Origin of the sequence: Pseudophaeobacter sp. TrK17 (assembly GCF_042192375.1) — a bacterium.
Lineage (GTDB): Bacteria > Pseudomonadota > Alphaproteobacteria > Rhodobacterales > Rhodobacteraceae > Pseudophaeobacter.
In genome coordinates this window covers 52,762-77,708 of the sequence record NZ_CP071700.1, presented here as the reverse complement: position 1 = coordinate 77,708, position 24,947 = coordinate 52,762, and the positions used below count along the sequence as shown (strand labels likewise).

Annotated in this window: 24 protein-coding genes; 14 read left to right on the top strand and 10 right to left on the bottom strand. The window is 59.0% G+C overall.

What is annotated here, in order from left to right; translation table 11 throughout:
- Positions 1–48: 48 nt before the first annotated feature.
- The 3 genes from JZI28_RS00375 (at position 49) to JZI28_RS00365 (ending at position 2,116) form a co-directional block, all read left to right on the top strand.
- Complete coding sequence (locus JZI28_RS00375; protein ID WP_375698860.1) at positions 49–597, top strand: helix-turn-helix domain-containing protein; 549 nt, start codon at positions 49–51, stop codon at positions 595–597.
- Entirely contained in the window at positions 594–1,139 is a 546-nt protein-coding gene (locus JZI28_RS00370) for a GNAT family N-acetyltransferase (protein WP_375698859.1), read from the top strand. The genes JZI28_RS00375 and JZI28_RS00370 overlap by 4 nt, the downstream gene beginning before the upstream one ends.
- Positions 1,140–1,252: 113 nt before the next feature.
- The gene (locus tag JZI28_RS00365; protein WP_375698858.1) at positions 1,253–2,116 is read left to right on the top strand and encodes a CobW family GTP-binding protein; all 864 of its coding nucleotides are present in this window, start codon (positions 1,253–1,255) and stop codon (positions 2,114–2,116) included.
- 20 nt (positions 2,117–2,136) lie between these two features.
- Here the strand turns inward: JZI28_RS00365 and JZI28_RS00360 are convergent, their stop codons facing one another.
- Positions 2,137–3,813: an iron ABC transporter permease gene (locus tag JZI28_RS00360; protein ID WP_348152889.1), complete on the bottom strand. Its 1,677-nt coding sequence runs from the start codon at positions 3,811–3,813 to the stop codon at positions 2,137–2,139.
- A gap of 268 nt (positions 3,814–4,081) precedes the next feature.
- On the opposite strand from JZI28_RS00360, the gene JZI28_RS00355 reads away from it, so the two are divergent.
- Positions 4,082–4,579: a DinB family protein gene (locus tag JZI28_RS00355; RefSeq protein WP_375698857.1), complete on the top strand. Its 498-nt coding sequence runs from the start codon at positions 4,082–4,084 to the stop codon at positions 4,577–4,579.
- A gap of 153 nt (positions 4,580–4,732) precedes the next feature.
- Here JZI28_RS00355 and JZI28_RS00350 read toward each other — a convergent pair whose 3' ends face one another.
- The 7 genes from JZI28_RS00350 to JZI28_RS00320 all read right to left on the bottom strand — a co-directional run bounded on the left by JZI28_RS00350 (position 4,733) and on the right by JZI28_RS00320 (position 11,610).
- Entirely contained in the window at positions 4,733–5,950 is a 1,218-nt protein-coding gene (locus JZI28_RS00350) for a phenylacetate--CoA ligase family protein (RefSeq protein WP_295455346.1), read from the bottom strand.
- Positions 5,951–5,968: 18 nt separating this feature from the next.
- The gene (locus JZI28_RS00345; RefSeq protein ID WP_295455344.1) at positions 5,969–6,805 is read right to left on the bottom strand and encodes an ABC transporter ATP-binding protein; all 837 of its coding nucleotides are present in this window, start codon (positions 6,803–6,805) and stop codon (positions 5,969–5,971) included.
- A 132-nt stretch (positions 6,806–6,937) separates the two neighbouring features.
- Positions 6,938–8,221, bottom strand: a complete 1,284-nt coding sequence (locus tag JZI28_RS00340; protein ID WP_348152883.1) for an ABC transporter substrate-binding protein — start codon at positions 8,219–8,221, stop codon at positions 6,938–6,940.
- 99 nt (positions 8,222–8,320) lie between these two features.
- Positions 8,321–9,397, bottom strand: coding sequence for a branched-chain amino acid ABC transporter permease (locus JZI28_RS00335; RefSeq protein ID WP_295455339.1), 1,077 nt, complete (start codon positions 9,395–9,397; stop codon positions 8,321–8,323).
- Between the two features lie 3 nt (positions 9,398–9,400).
- Positions 9,401–9,655, bottom strand: a complete 255-nt coding sequence (locus tag JZI28_RS00330; RefSeq protein ID WP_295455337.1) for a hypothetical protein — start codon at positions 9,653–9,655, stop codon at positions 9,401–9,403.
- Positions 9,656–9,766: 111 nt separating this feature from the next.
- The gene (locus JZI28_RS00325; RefSeq protein ID WP_295455335.1) at positions 9,767–10,762 is read right to left on the bottom strand and encodes a branched-chain amino acid ABC transporter permease; all 996 of its coding nucleotides are present in this window, start codon (positions 10,760–10,762) and stop codon (positions 9,767–9,769) included.
- 29 nt (positions 10,763–10,791) lie between these two features.
- Positions 10,792–11,610, bottom strand: a complete 819-nt coding sequence (locus JZI28_RS00320; protein ID WP_375698856.1) for an ABC transporter ATP-binding protein — start codon at positions 11,608–11,610, stop codon at positions 10,792–10,794.
- An 88-nt stretch (positions 11,611–11,698) separates the two neighbouring features.
- Between JZI28_RS00320 and JZI28_RS00315 the strand changes: the two genes are divergently transcribed.
- Positions 11,699–11,884 (top strand): hypothetical protein, encoded by a 186-nt coding sequence (locus JZI28_RS00315; RefSeq protein WP_375698855.1) that lies wholly within the window; start codon positions 11,699–11,701, stop codon positions 11,882–11,884.
- A 53-nt stretch (positions 11,885–11,937) separates the two neighbouring features.
- Here the strand turns inward: JZI28_RS00315 and JZI28_RS00310 are convergent, their stop codons facing one another.
- Positions 11,938–13,902, bottom strand: coding sequence for an AMP-binding protein (locus JZI28_RS00310; protein WP_375700135.1), 1,965 nt, complete (start codon positions 13,900–13,902; stop codon positions 11,938–11,940).
- 275 nt (positions 13,903–14,177) lie between these two features.
- Between JZI28_RS00310 and JZI28_RS00305 the strand changes: the two genes are divergently transcribed.
- The 4 genes from JZI28_RS00305 to JZI28_RS00290 all read left to right on the top strand — a co-directional run bounded on the left by JZI28_RS00305 (position 14,178) and on the right by JZI28_RS00290 (position 19,551).
- Positions 14,178–16,517, top strand: a complete 2,340-nt coding sequence (locus JZI28_RS00305; RefSeq protein ID WP_375698854.1) for a caspase family protein — start codon at positions 14,178–14,180, stop codon at positions 16,515–16,517.
- Positions 16,518–16,588: 71 nt separating this feature from the next.
- Positions 16,589–18,490: a PAS-domain containing protein gene (locus tag JZI28_RS00300; RefSeq protein ID WP_375698853.1), complete on the top strand. Its 1,902-nt coding sequence runs from the start codon at positions 16,589–16,591 to the stop codon at positions 18,488–18,490.
- Positions 18,487–19,191 carry a response regulator transcription factor gene (locus JZI28_RS00295; protein WP_295450257.1) on the top strand — a complete coding sequence of 235 codons (705 nt, stop codon included), beginning with the start codon at positions 18,487–18,489 and terminating at the stop codon, positions 19,189–19,191. Before JZI28_RS00300 ends, JZI28_RS00295 begins: the two co-directional genes overlap by 4 nt.
- 132 nt (positions 19,192–19,323) lie before the next feature.
- Positions 19,324–19,551 (top strand): WGR domain-containing protein, encoded by a 228-nt coding sequence (locus JZI28_RS00290; RefSeq protein WP_295450259.1) that lies wholly within the window; start codon positions 19,324–19,326, stop codon positions 19,549–19,551.
- 19 nt (positions 19,552–19,570) lie between these two features.
- Here JZI28_RS00290 and JZI28_RS00285 read toward each other — a convergent pair whose 3' ends face one another.
- Positions 19,571–20,764, bottom strand: a complete 1,194-nt coding sequence (locus tag JZI28_RS00285) for a hydantoinase/carbamoylase family amidase (protein WP_375698852.1) — start codon at positions 20,762–20,764, stop codon at positions 19,571–19,573.
- Positions 20,765–21,062: 298 nt separating this feature from the next.
- Between JZI28_RS00285 and JZI28_RS00280 the strand changes: the two genes are divergently transcribed.
- From JZI28_RS00280 to JZI28_RS00260, 5 genes are read left to right on the top strand one after another with little or no spacing between them, the layout of a single operon-like run.
- Entirely contained in the window at positions 21,063–21,713 is a 651-nt protein-coding gene (locus tag JZI28_RS00280) for a histidine phosphatase family protein (protein ID WP_375698851.1), read from the top strand.
- A gap of 48 nt (positions 21,714–21,761) precedes the next feature.
- Positions 21,762–22,376, top strand: a complete 615-nt coding sequence (locus JZI28_RS00275) for a glutathione S-transferase family protein (RefSeq protein ID WP_375698850.1) — start codon at positions 21,762–21,764, stop codon at positions 22,374–22,376.
- A gap of 11 nt (positions 22,377–22,387) precedes the next feature.
- Complete coding sequence (locus tag JZI28_RS00270) at positions 22,388–23,440, top strand: saccharopine dehydrogenase (RefSeq protein ID WP_375698849.1); 1,053 nt, start codon at positions 22,388–22,390, stop codon at positions 23,438–23,440.
- Positions 23,440–23,688 (top strand): SemiSWEET family sugar transporter, encoded by a 249-nt coding sequence (locus JZI28_RS00265; RefSeq protein ID WP_375698848.1) that lies wholly within the window; start codon positions 23,440–23,442, stop codon positions 23,686–23,688. Before JZI28_RS00270 ends, JZI28_RS00265 begins: the two co-directional genes overlap by 1 nt.
- Positions 23,689–23,700: 12 nt before the next feature.
- Complete coding sequence (locus JZI28_RS00260; RefSeq protein WP_349387111.1) at positions 23,701–24,843, top strand: saccharopine dehydrogenase family protein; 1,143 nt, start codon at positions 23,701–23,703, stop codon at positions 24,841–24,843.
- The last annotated feature ends 104 nt before the right edge of the window (positions 24,844–24,947 follow it).

Genomic DNA, 24,947 nt, shown 5'->3' with positions numbered 1-24,947 from the left:
GAATCTCACATATGGGAAATATTCCCTCATGATAGAGGGGTGACACAGATGCAAAACTTTAACAGCCGTCTGGCCAACCGGTTGGCGACGCTCAGACAGGACAGGGGCTGGTCACTGGACCAGTTGGCGCAGGCAAGCGGCATCAGCCGGGCCAGCCTGTCACGTTTGGAAAAGGGTGAGGTCAGCCCAACCGCTGAAAGCCTCGGCCAGCTGTGTGCCGCATATGCGCTGCCAATGTCGCGGCTGATGATGCAGGTAGAAAACAGCCACGCGCCGCTGATAGCCGCCGCTGACCAACAGATATGGCGCGATCCAACAACCGGGTTTGAGCGGCGGCAGCTCTCGCCCCCCGCGCCGACCTTGGCTGGCGAGGTCATTGCCGGCTATTTGCCACCTGATCAGACCATCACCTATGATTCCCCGTCGCGCCCTGGTCTGGAACACCATCTGATCCTGCAACAGGGGGCGCTGCAGCTGACCCTCTCCGGGAAAACCCATGCGCTGCAAGTCGGTGATTGCCTACGCTATCACCTGACCGGATCCTCACAATTTTCATCAGGCTCTCAGGGGGCCCGCTACATTCTGGTACTGATATGACACTCGACATACGCCCTGTGACTGCCACTGAACTGCATGGCCTGACCGACGCGCTGGCCGAGATCCTATGGGCCTGCGTTCAGGCCGGTGCCAGTGTCAGCTTTGTCCTGCCCTTTTCCCCCCAAGATGCCGCCCGGTTCTGGAGCGATCAGATCTTTCCCGCAGTGCAACGCGGCGACACCATACTGTTTGGCGCCTTTGTTGACGGTGAGCTGCAAGGCACCGCGCAGCTGGTGGTTTCGCAGCCTCCCAATCAACAACACCGCGCAGATGTCGCCAAACTGCTGGTTCACCCAAAGGCCCGCCGCGGCGGCATGGGCCGGGCACTGATGCAGGCCCTAGAAGCGCAGGCGCGGCACCAGCACAAGACGCTGTTGGTTCTGGACACCCGCTCTGGCGACCCATCGCAGCATCTGTATGAAAGCCTCGGCTATCAGGTTGCCGGCACAATCCCCGGATATTGCCGCAGCCCCAGCGCGGATGTTTTTGAAGCCACCACCTATCTGTTCAAGCCGCTCCTGCCCGTGGATCAGGCCCCCTAGACCCGGTCCTGTCTGCTGGCCTATAGCTGCAGCAATACTAGGGACAGGCAGGAGGCCCAAATGGTTCAGATCACGGCAGCATCCCGGCGGCATAATCTCTCGCGAGGCGCGTTATGACCCGCCTGCCTGTCACCGTTCTCAGCGGCTATCTGGGTGCGGGGAAAACCACCCTGATCAATCGCCTGCTGGCCGAAGACCACGGGTTGCGGCTGATGGTTGTGGTCAATGATTTTGGTGCGGTAAACATTGATGACGCCCTGATCCAGGCCGAAGAGGGCGAGACCCTGGCGCTGACCAATGGCTGTGTTTGCTGCAGTATGGATCAGGATCTGCAGATGGCGCTGCGCAGGATCGCAATTCAGGCCGACCGCCCGGATCATATCCTGATCGAGGCCAGCGGCGTGTCAGATCCGTCTGCGATTGCGGCCACCATCCAAAACATCCCAGACCTGATCTATGGCGGTATCGTCTCCTTGGTGGATGGCACAAACACCCCGGAGCTGTTGGCCGACCCGGCAGTGGCCGACCTGGTGCGTCAGCAAATCAGCAGCGCCGATCTGGTGCTGGTGAGCAAAACCACCGCGCTGGATACGGATCTGCAGGCGCAGCTGTCCCAGATCGGCGCCCGTGGCTTGCGCCTGTTGGATGCGACGCCATTGGCTGACCTGCTGTTTGATGTGCTGCCGCTGCCGCAAAGCCGCAGCCGGATCACAGCGCATCCGGCCTTTACCACCTGGCAATTTGACAGCGAAACACCCCTTGATCGCCGTAAACTGGGCGACAAGCTGGCAGCGCGGCCACATGGGCTATACCGGATGAAGGGATTTGTGCTGACCACCGGCGGTGCCTATGAGCTGCATATTGTCGGCCAGAACGTCGAGGCCAAGCGCTGCGACGCGACCCAGACCCAACTGGTGGCTCTGGGGCCGAAGGACCAGATCAGCCGGGATCAGATTGAGGATTGGTGGAACGGTTGAGCGGCGACAGCAGCGCTTGCCTAGCGCCGTCCTACCTGACGACAGATCAGGATCACCGGCAACAGCCCAAGTGCTACGATGACCAATGACGGCACCGCCGCGCCTTCCAGCCGCTCATCCGAGGCCAATCGGTAGGCCTGCACCGCCAGGGTGTCATAGTTGAAGGGGCGCATGATCAGAGTGGCCGGCAGTTCCTTCATCACATCGACAAAGACTATCAGTAGGGCGGTCAGCAAACTGGGGGTAAGCATCGGCAGGTGCACGCGGCGCAACATTCCCAGGGGTCCCTGCCCCAATGACCGCGCTGCCGCATCCATATTGGCATGCACCGTGGACTGCCCGCTTTCATAGGCGCCAAGCGCCGCCGCCAGAAAGCGCACCATATAGGCCGCCACCAACAGCCAGATCGAGCCGGAAATCAACAGCCCGGTACGGATCTCAAAATTGGCCCGCATCCAGGCGTCCAGGGCATTGTCAAAGGCGGCAAAAGGCACCATCAGCCCCACCGCAATAACTCCACCGGGCACCGCATATCCCAACCGGGACATATAGGCCGCCGTCGAGGACGTCCGCCCGGGGCGCAGCCGCTGATAAAAGCCAAGGCAGACCGCCGCCAGCACCGTCAGCAGCGCAGCCAGTGTTGCCAGGGTAAGGGAGTTTTGCAAAAAGCCAATATAGCGGCGGCTTAGCAGGTTTTGTTCGGACTGCAGCCCCATATTGAACAGGATAATCACCGGCAGCAAAAAGCCCAGACAGACCGGCAGCGCACAAAGCACCCAGGCGCCGCCAGATTGCCAGCCTTTCAGCTCAGCCGGTGGCATCGCCGCGTGCTGTTTACCCGCCTGATGATAGCGCGCCTTGCCCCGAGTCGAACGTTCCACCACGGCCAGCGCCAGCGCAAAACTCAGCAAGCACAGCGCCAGTTGCGCGGCCCCTGCCCGATCCCCCATGGAGAACCAGCTGGTGTAGATCCCGGTGGCAAAGGTCTGTACGCCAAAATAGGACACGGTGCCAAAATCCGCGATGGTCTCCATCACTGCCAGCAACACGCCCGAGGCAATTGCAGGACGTGCCATTGGCAGGCTGACCAGCCAAAAGGCCTGAAAGGCGTTTTTTCCCAGCGCCCGCGCCGCCAGAAAGGCACCGCCGCTTTGCTGCAAAAAGGCAGCCCGCGCCAACAGATAGACATAGGGATACAGCACCAGCACCAGCATCACCGCCGCGCCCCCCAGGGACCGGATCTCGGGGAACCAGTAATCGCGCGGCCCCCAACCGGTCACCTGGCGCAAACTGCTCTGCACAATGCCGGGATGGTCCAACACAAAGGTATAGGCATAGGCCAAAACATAGGCCGGAAAGGCCAGCGGCAAGACCAGGGCGATTTCAAACAGCCGCACGCCGGGAAACCGTGTCATGGTCACCAGCCAGGCAGCACCAACACCAATTCCCAGTGTGCCCACAGACACCAGAGCCACCAAAGCAAAGGTGGTCAGCGCATAGCCGGTTAGCACGGTATCGACCAGATGCCGGATTGTCTCTGTGCCGCCGGTCAGCGCCGCCAGAGCCACCGCAACCATCGGCAAGATACAAGCCAGCGCAACAACCCAGGCCAGAAACGAGAACACCCCGGTTCCCGACCGTCGCCCACGGCGGTTGCCCTTTGGGGCGTATTCATCTGTCTCGCTCACGGCGGTCATGTATCTGGCTCTTGGCTGTCTAGTTGGCTTTTCCCCTTATTCGATCATTTTGGTCAGAAACTCCAGCAGGAAACCCAACGCGGCTGTTTTTGCTGCGCAGGCTTTTGTAGCTGAGCAAAAGCTAGGGTCAGAAAAAGCCTACCCAAATCCGCTGACACCTATACACTGACACTCACCCCACGGTGCCACAGCCTGTGTGGGTCTTTGTGCATCTGGCTTGGCCTAGGCAAGACATCCAATCCCCCCAATTACAGTAAGGCCCTGAAAGATGATTTCAGCCGACTATTGCCGTCTCATGGCACGCTACAACAGCTGGCAAAATACCTGCCTCGTTGCTGCAGCCGATGGATTGACCGATTCTGAGCGCTGGCAGGATCGGGGCGCGTTTTTTAAATCCATAGCTGCAACATTGAACCATCTCTATTGGGCAGACGCCCTCATGCTTGAGCGCATCAAAGGCAACCAACGCCCGCAGGATTCGATCAAACATGCGCTGACCAGCCCCTCAGATTGGGCTGAGTTCAAGCACCTCCGCACAGGCCGGAATGCAGAAATCGAAGACTGGGCAGCCAGCCTGACCAACGCAGAGCTCAATGGCACGACCAGCTGGTATCCGCCTGACGGTGCTGCCAGGATCGAAATGGCAAAAGCGATCTGCGTCGTTCAGCTGTTCAACCACCAAACCCACCACCGGGGGCAGATACACGCCATGCTCACAGCGGCGGGTGCTGAACCTGCGCCAACGGACATTCCGGCGATGCCATAAGCATGCTCGCGCATGGCCCCGGTCAGCGTTGTCCCCCATCCCTCCCATATAAAAATCCCCCCGACAGCCGCCAGGCAGATCGGAGGGCAAGGACACCGACAAGCAGTGCGGGGATAAGAGAGCCCGGCATCAGGCTGCCGGGCCGAGGAGTGTTTAATCGTAGCTGCGCTGATCCTCGATCACCAAGCCATCCTTGGGCAGGGCACCCGGGGCGACCACTTCGATCTTAGCCTTCATCTTCAGCACTTCGATTACCGATTTACCAAAGGTGATCTCATCGCCGGCATTGGCTTCGATCTGCACCGTCATGGTGTCCATCTCGCCATCACGGGCGGCAATCACACGGGCCTTGACGATCTCATCATGCTTTTCAACCAGCGCCGCGACCTGTTCAGGACGGACAAACATGCCCTTGATCTTGGTGGTCTGATCCGCGCGCCCCATCCAGCCCTTGATCCGCAGGTTGGTCCGCCCGCAGGGGGAGGTGCCCGGCAGGATGGCCGACAGATCACCCGTGGCAAAACGGATCAGCGGATAGTCTGGGTTGAGCGTTGTCACCACCACCTCGCCCACTTCACCGGGTGCAACAGGTGTGCCGGTACCAGGTGTGACGATCTCGACGATGACGTTTTCATCAACGATCATGCCCTCCATCGCGGCGCTCTCGTAGGCGATACTGCCAAGATCCGCTGTGGCGTAGCTTTGCAGGCAGGTAATACCGCGATCCGCATATTCCTGACGCAGCGAGGGAAACAGCGCACCGCCGCCAACCGCCGCCTTGGTAAAGCCCAGCTTTACGCCCATGGTTTCGGCCTTGTCGAGAATGACCTTCAAGTAGTCAGGCGTGCCGGCATAGGCCGTGGCACCCACATCCCGTGCCGCTGTCACCTGCAACTCGGTCTGGCCGGTGCCAGCCGGTAGCACCGCAGCACCAACGGCGCGGGCGCCGTTTTCAAAGATCATGCCAGCAGGGGTCAGATGGTAGCCAAAGCAGTTCTGCACCACATCACCAGCGCCGATGCCAACCGCATGCAGGAAGCGCCCCATGCGCCACCAATCGTGATCAACGCCGCCCGGTTCATAGATCGGGCCTGGGGATTGGAAAATATGGGCAAACCCAGAGGCCGGTTTCACAGTGAAACCACCAAAAGGCGCATTGCCGCCCTGAGCCTTGCTGAGGTCAGACTTGCGCAGTACCGGCAGTGCCGCCAGATCCGCAGCCGACGTTATGCTACTGGCTTCAATCCCGCTCAGGCTGTCCGCATAACCGGCAGCCGTTTGGGCCAAAGCAATCTGTTTGGGCAGCGCCGCGGCCAGATCACTGGCGCGCTGGTCGTCGGACCGCGTTTCTAGGGTATCAAAATAGGTCATAGGTTCACCATCACTCCCTTAGCTCAACCACCGCTTACGGCGGCGATAGGAACGCACATCGCGGAAGCTCTTGCGGCCATCATCGGACATGCCAAGGTAGAACTCTTTTACATCAGGGTTTTCGCGCAGCTCTGCTGCGGGACCATCCATCACCACCCGGCCGGATTCCAGAATATAGCCATAGTGGGCATAGCGCAGCGCCACATTGGTGTTCTGTTCCGCCAGAAGGAAGGTCACGCCTTCCTGTTCGTTGATGGTTTTGACGATCTCAAAGATCTGTTCCACCAGCTGGGGTGCCAGCCCCATCGAGGGCTCATCCAGCAGGATGGTTTCAGGGCGGCTCATCAAAGCGCGGCCCATGGCCACCATCTGCTGTTCCCCACCCGAGGTATAGCCCGCCTGGCTTTTGCGGCGTTCTTTCAGACGTGGGAAATAGGTATAAACCATTTCAAGATCTTGCTGGATCTTCGCACCCCGGTCAGCTCGGGTATAGGCGCCAGTCAGCAGGTTTTCTTCGACTGTCAGGTGCTCAAAGCAGTGGCGGCCTTCCATCACCTGGATGACGCCGTTGCGCACCAGTTCGGCAGGGTCTGCATCGTGAACATTCTTGCCACGGTATTTCACCGATCCCTTGGTCACCTCGCCACGCTCCGAGCGCAGCAGGTTCGAGATCGCCTTGAGCGTTGTAGTCTTACCGGCACCATTGCCGCCCAAAAGCGCTGTAATGCCGCCTTTTGGAACATTGAGGCTGACGCCTTTCAGCACCAGGATCACGTGATTGTAGATCACCTCGATATTGTTGACCTCTAGCAGGGTCTCGGCCTGCACATCAGTGGTGTTGGCTGCATCCAGCATCAAAGCTTGTCCTCATACGGTCCAGGGCGCTGTTTTTGGCGCATCCGGGTCTGGTCGGTGTGGCGCGGCAGGATGAAGCCGCCGCGCCGGATTAAGGCCCGACCCCACACAGATGTGGGATCGGATTAGTCTTTAGTTACACTGGGATTCGATGTTGTTTTCAGTCGCGTAAGACGCAGAGTCTGCATCGATCAGCGGCTTGATCACATCCGTGTCGGTCTTTTGGAAATCGGACACCAGGCTCCAGGTTTTGGACTCAGCGTCCCACTGGGTCATACCAACGAGGCCAGGGCCACCGTGGTTTTCACAGGACACGTTGAAGGAGGGGCCAAAGTAGGGCATGCCAAGCGAGGACATCCGGGCTTCGGGCATTTCCAGAGCTTCCATGCCATCGCGCATCATCGCAGGGGTGATGTCAGCTGTGCCGTGGATTTCCTGAGCGGTTTTGGCGGCTTCAACTGCCAGCATCGCCGCATAGAGACCACGGTTATACAGCACGTTGCCGATTTGATCGCCAGCGCCAGCTGCCTTACCTGTGTCAACAACATATTTCTGGATGTCGTCAAATACAGGGAAGTCACGGCCAACATTGTGGAACGTCACAGCTTTGTAGCCATCAGCAGCAGCGCCCGCGGACAGAACGTCATGCTCAGCACCGGACCACCAGACACCAATGAAGTTTTCCATTGGGAAACGGATGTTTGCGGCTTCCTGAACAGCAACCTGGTTCATCACGCCCCAGCCCCACATCACGACAAAGTCAGGACGCTCGCGGCGGATTTGCAGCCACTGGGATTTCTGTTCCTGACCAGGGTGGTCAACAGGCAGAGCGGTCAGTTCAAAACCGTGCTTTGCAGCCAGCTCTTCCAGGGTGCGGATTGGTTCCTTGCCGTAGGCAGAGTTGTGGTAAACCAGAGCAATTTTCTTGCCCTTCAGGTCGCCACCGTTTTCGTCCAGCAGGTAGTTGATGATGCCGGATGCTCCATCCCAGTAGTTGGCCGGGTAGTTGAAGACATTGCCAAAGACATCACCATTGGCAGCCGAGGTCCGGCCATAGCCCATGGTGTGGAGCGGGATGCCGTCAGCAGCGGTTTTTGGGATCAGCTGATAGGTAATACCAGTGGAGAGCGGTTGATACACCAGGGCACCTTCGCCTTTGGTGGATTCGTAGCATTCCACACCTTTTTCGGTGTTATAGCCGGTCTCGCACTCGATCAGGCGTGCCTTTACACCACCGATACCGCCATCACGCTCGTTTACGAGGGTGAAATAGTCAGCATAGCCATCCGCAAACGGGATACCGCCCGCAGCATAGGGGCCTGTACGATAGCTCAGCGATGGGAACACCAGGTCCGCCATTGCCGGACCCGCAGCCATCATGGCGCCCAGCGCCAAAGTGGTAAGTTTCATTTTCATCGGTATTCATCCTCCCTTGGTCTCATCCGATAGTCGTCTTGGGTAGGCGGGGCTGAAATATTGCTCTTGTCCCCGCCGCTCTTCTCATACCTTGCCGCGTTAGTGCGGGAAGGGCCATAGCCTCAGTTTCTCTTTTGCAACGCGCCAAAGCTGCGCCAGCCCATGTGGTTCCACAATCAGGAAAAACACGATCAGTGCCCCGACGATCACCAGCTGGAAGTGGGCCACGATATCTGTGGGCCAACCCAGCACATCCACGCCAACCACCTTCAGGATCACCGGCAGCAGGACCAGAAAGGCCGCGCCAGCAAAGGAGCCAAAGATCGAGCCCAGGCCACCAATGATCACCATGAACAAAACCTGGAACGACTTGGTGATGCCAAAGGCCTCGCCGACTTCTACCGCACCAAGGTACAGCGCAAAGAACAGCGCCCCAGAGATGCCGATAAAAAAGCCAGAGACTGCAAAGGCGGTCAGTTTCGCCTTCAGCGGGTTTACCCCGATGATTTCCGCCGCGATATCCATGTCGCGGATCGCCATCCAGCTGCGGCCGACGGTGCCACGGGTCAGGTTACGGGCCACCAAAGCAGAGAGCGTCAGGAAGGCCAGGCAGAACAGATAGGTTGCCCAGGCGGGTGCGTTGGGGCCGGTGATCAGGATGCCAAAGACATCACGCTCAGGCGCGTTGATCTGGCCAGAGGCAGAATAGTTGTAGAACCATGGCACTCGGTTGAACAACCAGACCAGGAAGAACTGCGCCGCCAGTGTCGCCACCGCCAGGTAAAAGCCCTTGATGCGCAGGCTTGGCAGGCCAAACAGCACACAGACCAGGCCGGTAACCCCGCCTGCCAGCAATACATGGATAAACATGCTCACTTCGGGGAAGGCGGTCATCAGCTTGTAACAGGCATAGGCGCCCACAGCCATAAAACCACCAGTCCCAAGGCTCACCTGACCGGCATAGCCAACCAGGACATTGAGGCCGATCGCAGCGATCGAATAGATCAGAAACGGCAGCAAAATGGCGCTGGCCCAGTAGTCATTGATAAGGAACGGAATGACCAGAAAGGCGATGAGCAGCACAAAGTAATACCGATAGCGATCAAACTTGATCGGGAAGGTCTGGCTGTCCTGTTCATAAGAGACTTTGAAGTCTCCGGCTTCGCGATAGAACATGGGTTAGATGCTCCCCTGTTGGTGCGCGCGATTACGATCCGCTGCGCTCATTTGATTGGATTTTTTTGCATATCCGCTCGACTCAGCAGAACGGGCCAGGCGCAGATAAGCAATGATGCCGGTAAAGAGCCCCCCAGCCGCCAGCAGCGCCGCGGTGACAATCTGAGCTTCGGAAAATCCATTGGCGCTGATGGCCAGGTATCCAAAGGCCCAGAAACCGGACCAGGCAATCACGTTGATGATGGCGATAAGCTTCATCCTAAATGGTCTCCTAGTTTACGGTGCGCACACACATGGCACAGGCTGCGAGGGGTTCTTGATGCCTCCCCATCCGGAACGGAGCGGGAAGGCCAGTCTTGCTTTGGGGGATCAGACCCTCTCGATGATCTTTTCGCCAAACAGGCCCTGCGGTCTGAACACCAGGAACAAGAGCGCCAACACATAGGCAAACCAGTTCTCGGTGGCACCGCCCACCATGGGGCCGATGGCAAATTCAAACATCTTTTCGCCGACGCCGATGATCAAGCCACCAACAATGGCGCCGGGGATGGAGGTAAAGCCGCCCAGCATCAGAACCGGCAGGGCCTTGAGCGCAATCAGGGACAGCGAGAACTGCACCCCCGACTTGGTGCCCCAGACGATCCCGGCCACCAGGGCAACAAAGCCCGCAACCGACCAGACCAGAACCCAGATGAAGTTCAGCGAGATACCAACCGACAGCGCCGCCTGGTGGTCATCCGCCACAGCCCGCATGGCGCGGCCCTGTTTGGTATACTGGGCAAAGAGCACCAGCCCGACCACCAGAAGCGCCGCAATCACAGTCGCCACGATGTCCAGTTGGTCGATGAAGAAGCCGTAGAAATTGTCAGAGCCAAGACCTGCGGTCATGTCTTCGATCCAGAACGAGCCACCCTGGGGCAGACCCACATCCAGCTTCTTGATCTCGGAGCCCCACATCAGATCGGAAAATCCTTCGAGGAAATACGCCAGGCCAATGGTTGCCATGAACAGGATGATCGGCTCCTGGCCCACCAGATGACGCATCACAATGCGCTGCACCAGCCAGGCAAAAATCACCATCACCCCAACCGTCAGCAAGATGGCCAGCAGCGCCGGCACATGCCAGCCAAAGTGGTGAACCTCGGTGCCAAACATCGCGTTGATGATATGGCTGAACGGCACCTGCCCCTGCATGATGCCCACCAGGGTCATCGCCGCAAACAGCGCCATAACGCCCTGGGCGTAGTTGAAAATGCCGGAGGCCTTGTAGATCAGGACAAAGCCCAGTGCCACCAGTGCATAGAGCACCCCGGCCATCAGCCCGTTGAAGAAGACTTCGGTTGCAAAAAGAAACTGGTCAGACATCAGTCGCTCTCCTCATATCTGTCAGAACTTTAGTCATGTGCCACCCCCAGATAGGCGTCGATCACATCCTGGTTGTTGCGCACTTCGTCCGGTGTGCCGTCGCCAATTTTTTTGCCGTAATCCATCACCACCACGCGGTCCGACAGATCCATCACCACGCCCATGTCATGTTCGATCAGGGCGATGGTGGTGCCAAATTCGTCGTTCACATCAAGAATAAAGCGGGACATGTCCTCTTTTTCCTCGACGTTCATCCCCGCCATTGGCTCGTCCAGCAGCAGCAGCTTTGGCTCTGCCGCCAGGGCCCGCGCCAGTTCCACCCGCTTTTTCAAACCATACGGCAGACGCGACACAGGCGTTTTGCGAATGTGCTGAATTTCAAGAAAGTCGATAACCTTTTCAACCACTTCACGGTTGGCGGTCTCTTCCTTTTCAGCCTTTCCCTTCCAAAATGCCTGCTGAAGCAAGTTGGTTTTCATGTGGTTCAGGCGGCCCGTCATAACATTGTCCAGAACGCTCATGCCTTCAAACAGCGCGATGTTCTGGAAGGTCCGGGCAATACCCTGCTGTGCCACCTCATAGGGGCGCATCTGCGGGCGCGGCTTGCCATGAAACTCCACCGTGCCTTCTTGCGGCACATAGAAGCCCGAGATGACGTTCAACATCGAGGATTTGCCGGCGCCGTTGGGGCCGATGATGGCGCGAATTTCGCCTTCGCGGATATCAAAAGAGATATCCTTGATCGCCACCACACCGCCAAAGCGCAGGGTGATGTTTTTCATTTCCATCACCACACCGCCGATGGTGCGACCGTCTGCGGTGACATAGCTATCGGATTGGTCAAGCATATGCGACGTCTCCATTTTTTCGCCACACTAAAATGTTAACCAAATCAGCGGACACTTGAGAAAGATGAGCAGCAAGGAGATCCCTGCAATGTTTAGCGAGTTCGAGCACAGTTGCCTGTTGGACATGGCGCTTGAGTGCAGACGCAACGGCCTGTCCCCATCCGAAAGCAGCGCCAGTCTCAGACGCAGAACCCGTGAGTTCAGCGCGCCGCTTATGATCCGCCAGGTGGTGCATACCGCCTTTCATCCCGAACACTGCCCCGACCTCGTTTGAGATCAGGCCAAGTGGTTTGAGACGGGCGCTAAGCCTGTCTGAGTATTGCGTACTCATTCTGCGGCCACCCGCTGCTGGGCCGTAGCGGACAGATCCGCGTCAATAATGGTCAGCGTAGCGCTGATCGATCCCTTGCGACCGTCTTCATAGGTAACTTCGGTGGTGGTCGAAATCTCACCCGCCCCGTCATACAGCGCGCCAATGATGTCAGCGAATTTTTCTTCGACGATCCGACGACGTACCTTTCGGGTCCGGGTCATCTCACCATCATCCGCATCCAGTTCCTTATGCAGAACCACAAAGCGGTGCACCTGACAGCCCGACAGCATCGGATCCGCAGCCACTGATTTGTTCACCTCCGAGACATGCTCCTGGATCGACTGCAGCACCTTGGGGTGACCCGCCAATTCCTGATAGGAGGCATAGGCGATATTGTTGCGTTCTGCCCAGTTACCCACCGCCGAAAGGTCGATGTTGATGAAGGCAACGCAACGGTCCTTTTCATTGCCAAACAGCACCGCCTCCAGAATGTCGGGATAGAACTTCAGTTTGTTCTCGACAAATTTGGGGGCAAACATGCTGCCATCAGCCATTTTCCCAACGTCCTTGGCCCGGTCGATGATGCGCAGATGGCCGGAGTCAGCCTCAAAGAAGCCCGCGTCACCTGTGGCAACCCAACCTTCGGAATCCTTGGTATCTGCCGTGCTTTCGGGGTTTTTGTAGTATTCCACAAAAGTACCCGGGCTCCGGTAGAAGATCTCGCCATTGTCGGAGATGCGGATTTCTACATCTGGCGCTGGTACGCCAACGGTATCCGCCCGCACTTCGCCATCTGGCTGCACGGTGATGAAAACAGTGGCTTCGGTCTGACCATAAAGCTGTTTGAGGTTGATCCCCAGCGAGCGGTAGAACTCAAAGATCTCTGGGCCGATGGCTTCACCGGCGGTATAGCCAACGCGGACATTGCCAAAACCAAGCGTGTCTTTCAGCGGACCATAGACCAGCAGATCGCCCAGCTTGTATTTCAGCCGGTCCATCATGCCAACGGGCTTGCCGTCCAGAATATCAGGACCAACCCTTTTGGCATGGGCCATAAAGTGGTGGAACATGTTGCGTTTGAAATTACCCGCGTCTTCCATGCGGATCATCACATTGGTCAGCTGGGTTTCAAACACACGTGGCGGTGCAAAGTAGTAGCTGGGGCCGATCTCACGCAGATCGGTCATCATGGTCTCAGGGCTTTCCGGGCAGTTCACGCAGAACCCGCTCCAATAGGCCTGACCAATCGAAAAGATGAAGTCCCCAACCCAGGCCATCGGCAGATAGGCCAGGATCTGATCTGTCTGTTTCAGCTTATCAAATTCGCAAGCGTTCTTGGCGCTCTCGATGATGTTGCGGTTGGACAGCACCACGCCCTTGGGCTTGCCGGTGGTGCCCGAGGTATACAGCATCACGCAGGTGCTGTCGTAGGTCAGCTTGGCGCGACGTGCGTTCAGATCGGTGATCCACTCGTCATAGGCGGCGCGACCCTGGTTCTGAACATGGGAATATTCATGCAGCGCGTGGTGGTCGTATTTGCGCAGGCCCCGTGGATCCAGGTAGATCAGGTGCTCAAACTGGTGCAACTGATCCTGCACCTCGATCACCTTGTCGACCTGTTCCTGGTCAGCGGCGATCACAAAGCGTGCGCCACAGTGGTCCAGCACATAGGCCATCTCTTCTGCGTTGGCGTCCTGGTACAGCGGCACCGGGATGGCGCCCACGGATTGGGCTGCAACCATCGACCAGTACATATAGGGGCGATTGCCGCCAATGATGGCGATAAAGTCGCCTTCATTCACACCAAGATTGATAAGACCAAGCGCCAATGCCTCGATCTCCTTGGCGGTTTCCGCCCAGGTCCAGCACTGCCAAATGCCAAATTCTTTTTCCCGGTAAGCCGGCTGGTCACCGAATTCCGCTACGTTGCGTTCAAGCAGCGCCGGCAGGGAGAGTTTCCCCGCAGCGCCTGACTGCATCTGAGCCAATGTCTTTCTCCTCCCATTCCGGCCTTCCCCGACCGGCAGATCGCTGTCACACGATTCTGGTCCCGACTAGGGACTGCAACATGCTAGCCGGTCAACTTTTTCGTGAAGTTTTCACAAATCTAACGAATTGTAACAGCCGTTCTCAGACTGCCTAATTTTTAGATGTCGGCAAAAAACTATGGGCCTGGAAATCACACCCCTTGCCAAGATGGGCTGCGGTCAGCCAACATTGCTGCCATGGAATCTGGTGCTTTGCGGGGAATATGATGAGACGTTTTCTGGCTCTGGTTCTGACCCTTTTTTTCGCCTCGCAGGTCTCTGCGGCACGGCATGCCTTTATTTTGGGAAATTCCGACTACGCAGAACTAGGGGATCTGGCCAACACCCATGCCGACGCTGAAGCCTATGCTAAAGCACTGAAAGGTCTGGGTTTTGCGGTTACCTTGACCAAGGATCTCAGCAGACGCCAGACCCTGCATGCCTTTTACAGCTTCCTCAATCAGGTCGCCCCCGGCGATGATGTTGCCTTTATCTATTCCGGGCATGGCTGGAGCAATGGCCGGGTCAACTATATTGTTCCAACCGAGGTGCAGCGCCCGCAGCCCGAGTTCCAAAAGCTTCTGGAAGACGCCACCATTCCGCTGCAGAACGGTCATAACGGACTGCTGGATGAGCTGGAAGCCAGAGGTGTCGCGCTGACCATCGCGGTGATTGATGCCTGTCGCGACAGCCCGTTTTTGCAAAGCCCCGGCACAAAATCCATTGGTGTGACACGCGGGTTGACGCCAGTTCTGCCCAGCACCGGCACCTTTATTGTCTATTCCGCCGGCAAGGGGCAGCAGGCCCTGGATCATCTGCCAACAGACAGTCCGGATCAAAAGCTCTCTGTCTTTACCCGAAATTTTGTCCAGCACCTGAAACCGGGCACCTATCTTCAGGATGCCATTCTGGACGCCCGCAGGCAAACCACCCGACAGGCCGCCTCTTATGGCGGGCACCAGCAGCTGCCTGCCTATTATGACCAGACGACCGAACGCATTTGTCTGGCCGGGCAATGTGGCGTCCAGCCACCCACCGCCCCTGACGAAACCGAAGCAGAGACCTCGGAGCTGGATCAATGCAGCGCCTTGTTCCAAGTCGCCCAGCAGGCCGACCAGTGTTATGCGTATTCTGCCTATCAGACCACCTGTTCGGATCATGTCTTTGCGCCCATCGCCGAGGCCTATTTGCGACTGCGCTGTGACCCCGCAGCGGTGTCTCCCTCGACCACTACGCAAACCCGAGCGCAGACATCCCCAGCCCCCCAGCCCTCCGCGGCGGTGACACCCACGCAGCCAGATCCTGCAGCGGAGGCCCCCAGCCAGGCGGACCAATCGGCAGCAAATCCAGCCGCAGACCAGTTTGTGGCGCTGCTGTCCAAAGGAAAGGGCAATCGACCAACGGTCGCAGTCACACCCCCTGCCTCTGCAGCCGCATCTATTGCGCCCAGTTCGCCCTCGCCTGCTGCACTCTCACCAGCTGTTGCGACGCCGTCGTTCTCGGCCCAGCAGGCAGCCCTGCGGTCCTGCGCGGATGCCGCCGGGCATCCGCGCCACCCGCAGCTGATCAGCCAGCGCATCCAGTCTTCTGGGGTGGACTGGAAAGAACTGAACGCATTCTCTGCGATCCCGGCCTGCAAACGGGCGGCAAATCTCAACCCTGACACCCCGGCGGTGCAGGCGTTTTTGGCCCGGGCCTATGACAAGGCCGAAGATCTGCAGCAGGCCCTGTCCCATTACCGCACTGCGGCGGCGGCGCAGGATCCTATGGCGCAAACCAATCTGGCACTGATGTACCGCAAGGGTCAGGGCGTGACCCAGGACGATCAGATCGCCGTAAGCCTGCTGAAACGCGCCGCAGACCAAGGCTACCCCATTGCCGAAACCCAGCTTGGCTGGATGTATGAAAAAGGCCGCGCCGTGCCACAGGATGATGCCCTGGCCCTGTCCTGGTATCGTAGGGCCGCCAACAGGGATCACCCCCGCGCCCAGTATAATCTGGCCTGGATGTATGAAAAGGGTCGCGGCGTCAGCCAAAGCTATTCTCGCGCCTTCAGCTGGTATCAAAAGGCGGCGCAGGCGGAGCATCTGAACGCATTGTACAAGCTTGGCATCTTTTACCGCGAAGGGCATGGCGTGTCCCAGAACGACGTCGAAGCGGTGCGCTGGTTCCGCAGGGCTGCCAATCGTGACCTGGCAAAGGCCCAGACCTCGCTGGGGTGGATGTATGAAAAGGGCCGGGGCGTTCAGAAAAGCTACAGCCAGGCTCTGGAGTGGTACCACAAGGCGGCGGCGCAGGGACATGCGACCGCGACCGTCAACATCGGTGTCCAGTATGAGCTGGGGCGTGGGGTTTCGCAAAACGACCAGCGCGCGGTGTCCTATTACATCGACGGTCTGAAACTGGGCAGCGAGACTCCGTTGGGCTGGTCCAGCGATTCCTGGCGGCAAAGCACCCTGATGGCGATGCAACGCAGGCTGCGCGATATGGGGCTGTATTCGGGGGCGATCGACGGCAAGATCGGCCCCGGCACCCGCTCTGCCATGCGCGCGCTCATAAACGGGTAACTCTTCCCCGCGTCAGCGCGCCGCCCTTGCTCTTTTGGGTCAGGATGGTACCCCATGCCCGGGGAGGCACCATGAATACATCCGACAAAACACGCGCCGCGATGACCACTGCCGGGCTGAACCTGATTGCCCAGGCGATCTCGATCTATGACAGTGAGCTGCGGCTGGCGGTTTGCAACAACCGGTTTCAGGAAATGTTCAACCTCCCCAATGATCTGGTCAGCCCCGGAGCGCATTTTGAGGACACCATTCGCCATATCGCCGCCAGCGGTGAATATGGGCCAATGGAGGATATCGAGGAATTTGTCAGCGCCCGGGTGGAACAGGCGTTGGATTTTGAACCCCACTATATCGAACGCACCCGCGCCAATGGTCAGATGATCTCGATCGAAGGCGCACCGCTGCCCCAGGGCGGTTGGGTTGCGGTCTACACCGATATCAGCCGCACCAAACGGGTGGAGCAGTTGTTGCGCGCCAAATCAGAGGAAATGTCAGACCGGTTGATCTCTCACACCGAGGAGCTCTCGGCGACCAACCGCAAGCTGGCCGCTACCATCACCGCCCTGGAAGAGGCAAAACGCCAGCTCACCGAAATCGAAGGCCGCACCCGGCTCACCACCGAGATGATGCCAGCCCATATCGCCCATGTCGACGGCGAGGGCTATTACACCTATACCAACAGGCGGCTGAGCTCGGTGTTTCCCAGCCGCCCCTCTGAAATTCTGGAAATGCATATCTCCGACGCGCTGGGGCCCCAGGCTTTTGCCAAGATCGAGCCACATCTGATGGCCGCCTACAAGGGCGGCAGTCCGGTGTTTGAATTCACCGAAGCCCATGACAGCCGCCGCATCCGGGTGGCCTTTACCCCAGACAAAAGCGGCGGCGTTTATATTCTGTCGATGGATGTCACCGAGGAAACCCAGGCCCGCGTTGCCCTGCAACAGGCGCGCAGGCGTGAAATGGCAGCGCAGATGACCTCCGGGCTGGCGCATGATTTCTCCAATCTCTTGACCATCATCCTTGGCATGCAGGGCAAGCTCGACAAGATGCAGCTGCCGCCCCAGGCCCAGGACATGATACGCGGCACCCTGGCCGCGGCGCGGCGCGGTGGCCGGTTGCTGAATCGGATCGCCGAGATGACCGGCCAGCGCAGCCTGCGCCCACAGGCCACCAATATGCACGCGCTACTGTCCGAGCTGAAAATCCTCGCCACCCCTTCGTTGCCGCAGGGCATGGGGTTGAGCGTGCTGGACAATACCCCCGATGTCTTGTTGCTGCTGGATGCCGGCAAACTGCAGGACGCGCTGCTGAACCTGATCCTCAACGCCCGTGACGCCTGCGGCATCAACGGGCAGATCACTGTAAGCGCCCATGTGGTGGGTCAAATCTGGCTGGAAATCAGCGTCACGGACACTGGCCCTGGCTTCTCCAGCGAGGCGCTCAAAAACGCTCTAAACCCGTTTTTCACCACCAAGGGCAGTGAAGGGTCAGGCCTGGGTCTGCCCATGGTCTATGACATGGCAAAATCCGCAGGCGGCGACATGCGGGTGGGCAACACGGTGTCCGGGGCCAGCATCACCCTGCGCTTGCCCTATCGGGTGGCCCCCGATGCCAAAGGCGGCCTGGCGCTTTTGGTCGAGGACAGCGAAGAGCTGCGCGCCACCTTCCGCGATATGCTGATTGATCTTGGCTATTCGGTGATCGAGGCCACCAGCGTCGACGAGGCCTCAGCCCTGGCCGCCGACCTGCCGGATATCGCATTGGTGCTGTCAGATGTGCGGCTAGAGGGGGAGGCGACCGGCATTGATCTGGCGCAACGCCTGAAAGGCACCCATCTGCCTATTGTATTGATGACCTCTTTGCCGCCCAGTGATCCGCAGTACCGCATGGCTCTCAAGTCTGGACCGGTGCTGCAAAAACCCTTTACGACCCAGCAACTGTCGGCCCTCATCACTCCGGAGACACAAGCATGACCGCGCCCCTCGTCACCATTCTGGACGATGAACCCGAAATTCGCCAGATTCTCACCGATTGCCTGCAGGACGCCGGGTTCCGCACCCAAAGCTTTGCCCGCGCCCGCGAGTTTGAGGCCTCCCTCAAACGGGTGACACCGGATGTCTGCCTGGTTGACCTGTCGCTGCCGGATGTGGATGGGCTTGCCCTGGTGCATCGCCTGGCGCTGGAACAGGGCGCTGCCGTCATCATCATTTCGGGCCGCGCCCAGGTGCAGGATCGCGTCACCGGGCTGGAACTGGGAGCCGATGACTATATCACCAAACCCTTTGATCCCGCCGAGGTGGTCGCCCGCATTCGCGCCCGCCTGCGCGCTGGCCCCCGCAGTCAGCCAGTCAGTGGCAACGCCGCCGAGTTTGCCGGCTGGACCGCATATTTTGACCGCTATCTGCTCGAAGATGACAAAGGCGTCGAAGTGCCCTTCTCCCATGCCGAGGGAGAGGTACTGCGGCTGTTTCTCGACAGTCCAAAGCGGCTGATTTCGCGGGCGCAGATGCAAGAAAGCCTTGGCGGTGGTGCTGGTGACAGCTTTGACCGGGCCATGGATGTGCGGGTGTCCCGCCTGCGGACCAAACTGCGTGAAGATCCCAAAAACCCGCGCCTGATCAAAACCATCTACGGGGCGGGTTATATTTTCCTTGGGGATGTGACCTGGCGCTAACAGGCATTAAGCCAGAACTGGCCCGGAGACAAAAATTCAAGGGTGACGCGGTGCCAGCCTCTTGCCAGCGCGGCGGGAAATCCTGACAGACCGCTCTTGCCGCAACGATTCGCTCTGGTATAGAATCACCCTATGGCCACCTGTCTGCTTTATTGCCAAACCCAAAACCGCCGCTCCCGGTTCTACCGGATCGAGCTGGCGTTGAACCTGTTTTCCGAGGTTTCGGTCCTCCGGGAGTGGGGCGTTGCAGGCCGCAATGGCCAAAGCACCATCAACATCTATGACAACCTGCGCGAGGCCTCGCTGGCGGCGGACAAACACCGCAACCGCATGCTGAAACGGGGCTACGCCCGCGACTGACCCGAGCCAAAGGCTTGACTCACAAAGACAATGCCGCCTGGTTCAGAACTTCCAGCCCCTTTACCAGGTCCGCCTCTTTGGTGTCCTCATCAAACGCGTGGCTGATGCCGCCAATCGAGGGAACAAAGAGCATTGCACTGGGCATTACCTGAGACACATTGGCCGCGTCATGCAGCGCGCCTGATGGCAGGTCCAGCCATTTTCCTGGCGCCAGATCCTCTGCTGCGGTGCGCAGCGCCTGTTTGAGGTGCGAATCCATCGCCGCGGGTTCAATACCGCCAACCTCCCCCAGTTCGATCTTGACCCTTTGCGCGCGGGCAACCTCTGCCGCCACCTCACGCATGATCTTTTCCATATGGATCAAACGTTCCCGATCCCCATCGCGCCACTGCAATGCGAACCGCGCCAGACCTGGAACAACAGAGGAGGCATTCGGGCTCAGCTCCGCGTGGCCCAGCGTCCAGACGGTTTCAGGCGTCGCCACCGCCGAGAACCGCTCGTTGATCCGCTGGTTAAAATTGGACAGCGCCTGAAACGCATCCTGACGCAGCGCCATCGGCGTGGTGCCTGCGTGGTTCTGACGACCCGTTATTGTGATCCGAACCTCGCGAATGCCAACAATGTCGCTGACCACGCCAATCTGATCTCCCGAGACATCCATGCCCGGCCCCTGTTCGATATGCATCTCGATAAAGCCGGTGAACATGTCATGGGGCAAAAACTCGCGGGTCCGACCGGCCATACGCGAGCGGGCCACGCTCAGCGTCAGGCCATCTGTGTCGGTCAGGGCATCCGCCTCTGCCAGCGAGATTTTTCCAGTCCAGACATCAGAGCCGGTGAGAATGCCAAACCGCCCCTCTTCGTCCTGAAAATTCACCACGGAAATAGGTGGGCCACCTGCTTCTTTGGCAGCGCGGGCGATTTCCAGCCCTGCCACCACCCCCAGCGCCCCATCGAGCCAGCCACCTTCAGGCTGACTGTCACTGTGAGAGCCGATCAACAGAGATTTTTCTCCGTTCAACCCGAAGAGATTGCCGACGGGATCAAGATGGGTTTTCAGACCTGCCTCCTGCATCCGAGACGCCAACCAGCGGCGCGCCGCGATCTCCACTGCGGTAAAGGCCGGGCGGACAACGCCCTTGCCCTGTCCCGAAGCACCAAAGGACCGCAACCGGTGCAGATCCTCGAGAAAGCGATCAGGGTTCAGGGTCATGAGCGTACCTCTGTTGGGGATTGTCAGGCGTCGAGCGCCGGGCATCAGTCTTGTCGCATTCTGCGATACCTTGACTAATTCATGGCTTTGCCCCCAGTGCAATGGTCAAGACGTGGATCTGCAACATTTACATCTAATTGCGGCGAAATAGCCAAATCGAACATTTTCAGGCTCAAACCGGCCTAACAGGGGTGAACTTTTTCCATCCCATCAAAAAGCTGCACCCATCCCAAACACGCTCTTCCATGTCGCTGCTGGCTCACCTATGAAATTGAGGAACAGAAATAGGATCCGTCGCATGACACATATCACCCTGGTCCGCCACGGGCAGGCCAACACCGAGGCCCGCGATGAAGTCAGCTATGACCGGCTGAGCGAGCTGGGGCACCAGCAGGCCGCCTGGTTGGGGCGCTATCTGGATGCCTGCGGCAGCCATCACCCCCGCGTCTATTGCGGCACCCTGACCCGCCATATTGAAACCGCTGCGGGCATGGGCTGCGCCGAGGTCATTCAGGATGCCCGCCTCAACGAGATGGAGTATTTCACCATGGCCCAGGCCATGGAGGTCCAGCAAGGGCTGGCCGTTCCGCAGGAACGCGAAGGCTTTATCGCGCATCTGCCAAAGGTGTTCAAAGCCTGGTCAGCCGGAGAAATCAAAAATCCTCCCGAAAGCTGGGAAGACTTTGAAAACCGGACCCAATCAGTCCTGACCGAGATTGCTGACGGGGATGGTCCCGCCCTGGTGGTCACCTCGGGTGGCTTTATCTCAATGGCGATGCGTCAGGCCATGGGGCTTGATACCGACGGGATGGCCCGTATGGCCCTGGCAATCATGAATACCTCGATGCACCGGCTGTTTCCCATCGGCGGTCATCTGAGCCCGGTCCTGTTCAACGCGGTGCCGCATCTGGACACTGCGGATCGGCTCTACGCGCAGACCCACCTTTGACGCCCAATCCGCGCTCTGCCCCACCCTAGCCCCAACAGGAGATCTGACATGCAACTCTATTACGCCCCGGGGACCATTTCGATTGCGGTCGCCATCGCGCTGGAAGAGGCTGGTCTCGACTATGAGGCCATCAAGATTGATTTTGCCAACAAGGAACAGACCAGCCCCGCCTATGCCCAGATCAACCCCAAATCGCGGGTGCCTGCCCTGGCGGTGGATGGCGGCATCCTGACCGAAACCGGTGCGCTGCTGGATTATATTGCCGATATTGCCCCCGACGCAGACCTGCGGCCCACGGACTCGATACTTTTGGCCCGGATGCGGGAGGTGATGTATTATCTCGCCTCGACCATGCATGTGAACCACGCTCACAAGATGCGCGGCAGCCGCTGGGCCAGCAAGACCTCCAGCTACAAGGACATGCAGGCCAAGGTGCCACAGACCATGGCCGACAGCTGCGCTCACCTGAGCCAATACGGGCTGCGCGGTCCCTTTGTTCTGGGGGACAGGCTCAGCCTTGCCGATTGCTATCTCTACGTGGTCTGCACCTGGCTGCAAGGCGATGGCGTGACCCTTGCAGATTTTCCCAAAATACAGTCCTTCATGGCGGCAATGGAACAGCGCGACTCCGTGCGCGCAGTCTCTGCCAAGGACATGCTCTAAAGGATCCCACAATGACACATCTCTGGGTACGGGCCGAACAGCGCCCCAATGAAGACCGCGTTGGCCTGACGCCCGAAGGCGCCAAGGCGCTCATGTCAGGCGGCATCAAGGTCACGGTGGAGGAGAGCGCGGTACGCGCAATCCCTCTGCAAGGCTACATCGATGCCGGCTGTGAGATCGCAGCCGAAAACTCCTGGCCCAGTGCCCCGGCGGATGCAATTATCTTTGGCCTCAAGGAACTGCCCGAGGATGGCACCCCACTGCCCCATCGCCACATCATGTTTGGTCATGCCTTCAAAGGCCAGCATTCGGGCAAGGCGCTGCTGAATCGTTTTGCCGCTGGCGGCGGCACGCTGTATGATCTGGAATATCTGGTGGACGAGGCAGGCCGACGGGTTGCCGCCTTTGGCTATTGGGCCGGCTATGCGGGCGCTGCCGTCACCCTGAAAAGCTGGTGTGCCCAGCAACGCGGCGACATCTGCGGCCCCGTGGGTGTCTACCCCGGCAAGGATGCCCTGCTGGCGGAATTGAACGCCGAGTTGAAAGCTGTGCAGGCAGATGTGCCCACGGCCATTGTCATCGGCGCCATGGGTCGCGTCGGCACCGGCGCTGCGGATCTATGCGAGGCAATGGGGATCACCGTCACCAAATGGGACATGGCAGAGACTGCAAGCGGTGGCCCCTTCCCCGAGATCCTGCAGCACGATCTGTTTCTCAACTGTATCTTTGCCCGCCCCGGCACCCCTGTCTTTGTGCCTGCCGAGGCGCTCTCGGCGGCGCGTAAACTGACGGCGATTGGCGATGTCGCCTGCGATCCCGACAGCGATTACAATCCGGTGCCGATCTATGATCAGGCCACCAGCTGGGAGGCCCCGGCGCTGCGGGTTGCCAGTGATCCGGTGATGGATGTGATGGCGATCGACAACCTGCCGTCAATGCTACCGGTCGAAAGCTCCCATGACTACGCCGGACAGCTGCTGCCCTCGCTGCTGACGCTGGCTGATCTTAAATCCGGCGTCTGGGGCCGGGCAGAGGCCACATTCCGCGAATTTGTACCCGCCTGATGGAGCTGTATGTGGGATATCTCGCGGCCTTTATGGGGACCATCTGCTGGCTGCCACAGGCCTGGAAGGCCTGGGCCAGCCGGGATACATCTGGTCTATCTCTGGCTGCAAACTTGATGTTTCTGCTCACCGTCAGCCTGTGGTTCGTATACGGGATCATGGTCAACGACTGGCCGATCATGATTGCCAATATCTGTGCCATTCTCATTGTGGTGAGCATTGTCGCCGCCAAACTGCGTTATAAATAAGGGAGAACTCTCATGACTATTCATTGGTGCGGCACCGGCCTCTCCGCCATTCCCGGCCTGCGTCGCCTGCTTGAGGCGGGCCACGATGTTGCCGTCTGGAACCGCACGGCCGACAAGGCCCGCGCGGCAGTCGGCGATCTGACCTCCAATATCCATGCCTTTGACATCAACAACCTGGGCGAGATGCTGAGCCCGGCGGATGTTGTTGTCTCGATGCTGCCCGGCGACTGGCATGTAGCGCTGGCAGAGCTGGCGATCTCAAAAGGCGCCCATTTTGTGTCGTCCTCCTACATCGCGCCTGAAATGCGCGCGCTGGATGGCAAGGCCAAAGACGCCGGTGTGGCGCTGGTCAACGAGGTGGGGCTTGACCCTGGCATCGACCACCTGATGGCCCATGCGCTGGTGGATGAGTACAAGGCCTCTGCCGCCTTTGATCCGGCCAATGAGGTGAGCTTTCTGTCCTATTGCGGCGGCATCCCAAAGACCCCCAATCCCTTCCGCTACAAATTCAGCTGGTCGCCCCTGGGCGTGCTGAAAGCGCTGCGCTCGCCCTCGAAATCAATTCGTGATTTCAAGGAGCTGGACGTCGCCCGCCCCTGGGACGCGATCTCTACCTTTGACGCGCCGCTGCCCACACCAGAGAGCTTTGAAGTCTATCCCAACCGCGATTCCCTGCCCTTTATCGGCCAGTATGAGTTTGGCGCTGACTGGAAAGTAAAAGAGTTCGTCCGCGGCACCCTGCGCTTGAATGGCTGGGCGCAGGCTTGGGACGCTGTGTTCAAAGAGGTAGAAACCCTGGAAGGCGAAGCCGGAGATGCCCGGCTGAAGGAAATGTCGGATCAGTTCTGGGAAGAAAACTCCTATGATGAGGGCGAGCCCGACCGGGTTGTGCTCTGCGTCGATCTGAAGGCGGAAAAGGCAGGCGAGACCGTCTGGCACAAAACCTATGTGATGGATGCCTGGGGGGACGAACGTGGCACCGCCATGGCGCGTCTGGTCTCTTATCCGGTGTCCTATGCTATTGAGGCGGTGATGAACGGCAAGATCGCCCCCGGCGTACACGCCGCCCCCAGCGATGCCGGGCTGGTCGCAGACTGGATGGGCAAGATCGGCACATTGGCGCAGCACCTGGAGGTCACCGACCGCCTCGCCTGAGACTTCGGATAATCGACATTCAAAGGGCCTGCGCAAGCGGGCCCTTTTTTGGTTCTCCCCCTATTTTGATACGTCCCAAGTCTCGCCGGACTGCGACTTGGATG

Coding starts and splice junctions, on each gene's coding strand:
- JZI28_RS00295 (WP_295450257.1), top strand. CDS start 18,487: ATGACCGCGCCCCTCGTCACCATTCTGGACGATGAACCCGAAATTCGC.
- JZI28_RS00330 (WP_295455337.1), bottom strand. CDS start 9,655: ATGAAGCTTATCGCCATCATCAACGTGATTGCCTGGTCCGGTTTCTGG.
- JZI28_RS00315 (WP_375698855.1), top strand. CDS start 11,699: ATGTTTAGCGAGTTCGAGCACAGTTGCCTGTTGGACATGGCGCTTGAG.
- JZI28_RS00340 (WP_348152883.1), bottom strand. CDS start 8,221: ATGAAAATGAAACTTACCACTTTGGCGCTGGGCGCCATGATGGCTGCG.
- JZI28_RS00375 (WP_375698860.1), top strand. CDS start 49: ATGCAAAACTTTAACAGCCGTCTGGCCAACCGGTTGGCGACGCTCAGA.
- JZI28_RS00260 (WP_349387111.1), top strand. CDS start 23,701: ATGACTATTCATTGGTGCGGCACCGGCCTCTCCGCCATTCCCGGCCTG.
- JZI28_RS00305 (WP_375698854.1), top strand. CDS start 14,178: ATGAGACGTTTTCTGGCTCTGGTTCTGACCCTTTTTTTCGCCTCGCAG.
- JZI28_RS00310 (WP_375700135.1), bottom strand. CDS start 13,902: ATGCAGTCAGGCGCTGCGGGGAAACTCTCCCTGCCGGCGCTGCTTGAA.
- JZI28_RS00290 (WP_295450259.1), top strand. CDS start 19,324: ATGGCCACCTGTCTGCTTTATTGCCAAACCCAAAACCGCCGCTCCCGG.
- JZI28_RS00365 (WP_375698858.1), top strand. CDS start 1,253: ATGACCCGCCTGCCTGTCACCGTTCTCAGCGGCTATCTGGGTGCGGGG.
- JZI28_RS00275 (WP_375698850.1), top strand. CDS start 21,762: ATGCAACTCTATTACGCCCCGGGGACCATTTCGATTGCGGTCGCCATC.
- JZI28_RS00280 (WP_375698851.1), top strand. CDS start 21,063: ATGACACATATCACCCTGGTCCGCCACGGGCAGGCCAACACCGAGGCC.
- JZI28_RS00300 (WP_375698853.1), top strand. CDS start 16,589: ATGAATACATCCGACAAAACACGCGCCGCGATGACCACTGCCGGGCTG.
- JZI28_RS00335 (WP_295455339.1), bottom strand. CDS start 9,397: ATGTTCTATCGCGAAGCCGGAGACTTCAAAGTCTCTTATGAACAGGAC.
- JZI28_RS00265 (WP_375698848.1), top strand. CDS start 23,440: ATGGAGCTGTATGTGGGATATCTCGCGGCCTTTATGGGGACCATCTGC.
- JZI28_RS00355 (WP_375698857.1), top strand. CDS start 4,082: ATGATTTCAGCCGACTATTGCCGTCTCATGGCACGCTACAACAGCTGG.
- JZI28_RS00370 (WP_375698859.1), top strand. CDS start 594: ATGACACTCGACATACGCCCTGTGACTGCCACTGAACTGCATGGCCTG.
- JZI28_RS00285 (WP_375698852.1), bottom strand. CDS start 20,764: ATGACCCTGAACCCTGATCGCTTTCTCGAGGATCTGCACCGGTTGCGG.
- JZI28_RS00320 (WP_375698856.1), bottom strand. CDS start 11,610: ATGCTTGACCAATCCGATAGCTATGTCACCGCAGACGGTCGCACCATC.
- JZI28_RS00360 (WP_348152889.1), bottom strand. CDS start 3,813: ATGACCGCCGTGAGCGAGACAGATGAATACGCCCCAAAGGGCAACCGC.
- JZI28_RS00350 (WP_295455346.1), bottom strand. CDS start 5,950: ATGACCTATTTTGATACCCTAGAAACGCGGTCCGACGACCAGCGCGCC.
- JZI28_RS00345 (WP_295455344.1), bottom strand. CDS start 6,805: ATGCTGGATGCAGCCAACACCACTGATGTGCAGGCCGAGACCCTGCTA.
- JZI28_RS00270 (WP_375698849.1), top strand. CDS start 22,388: ATGACACATCTCTGGGTACGGGCCGAACAGCGCCCCAATGAAGACCGC.
- JZI28_RS00325 (WP_295455335.1), bottom strand. CDS start 10,762: ATGTCTGACCAGTTTCTTTTTGCAACCGAAGTCTTCTTCAACGGGCTG.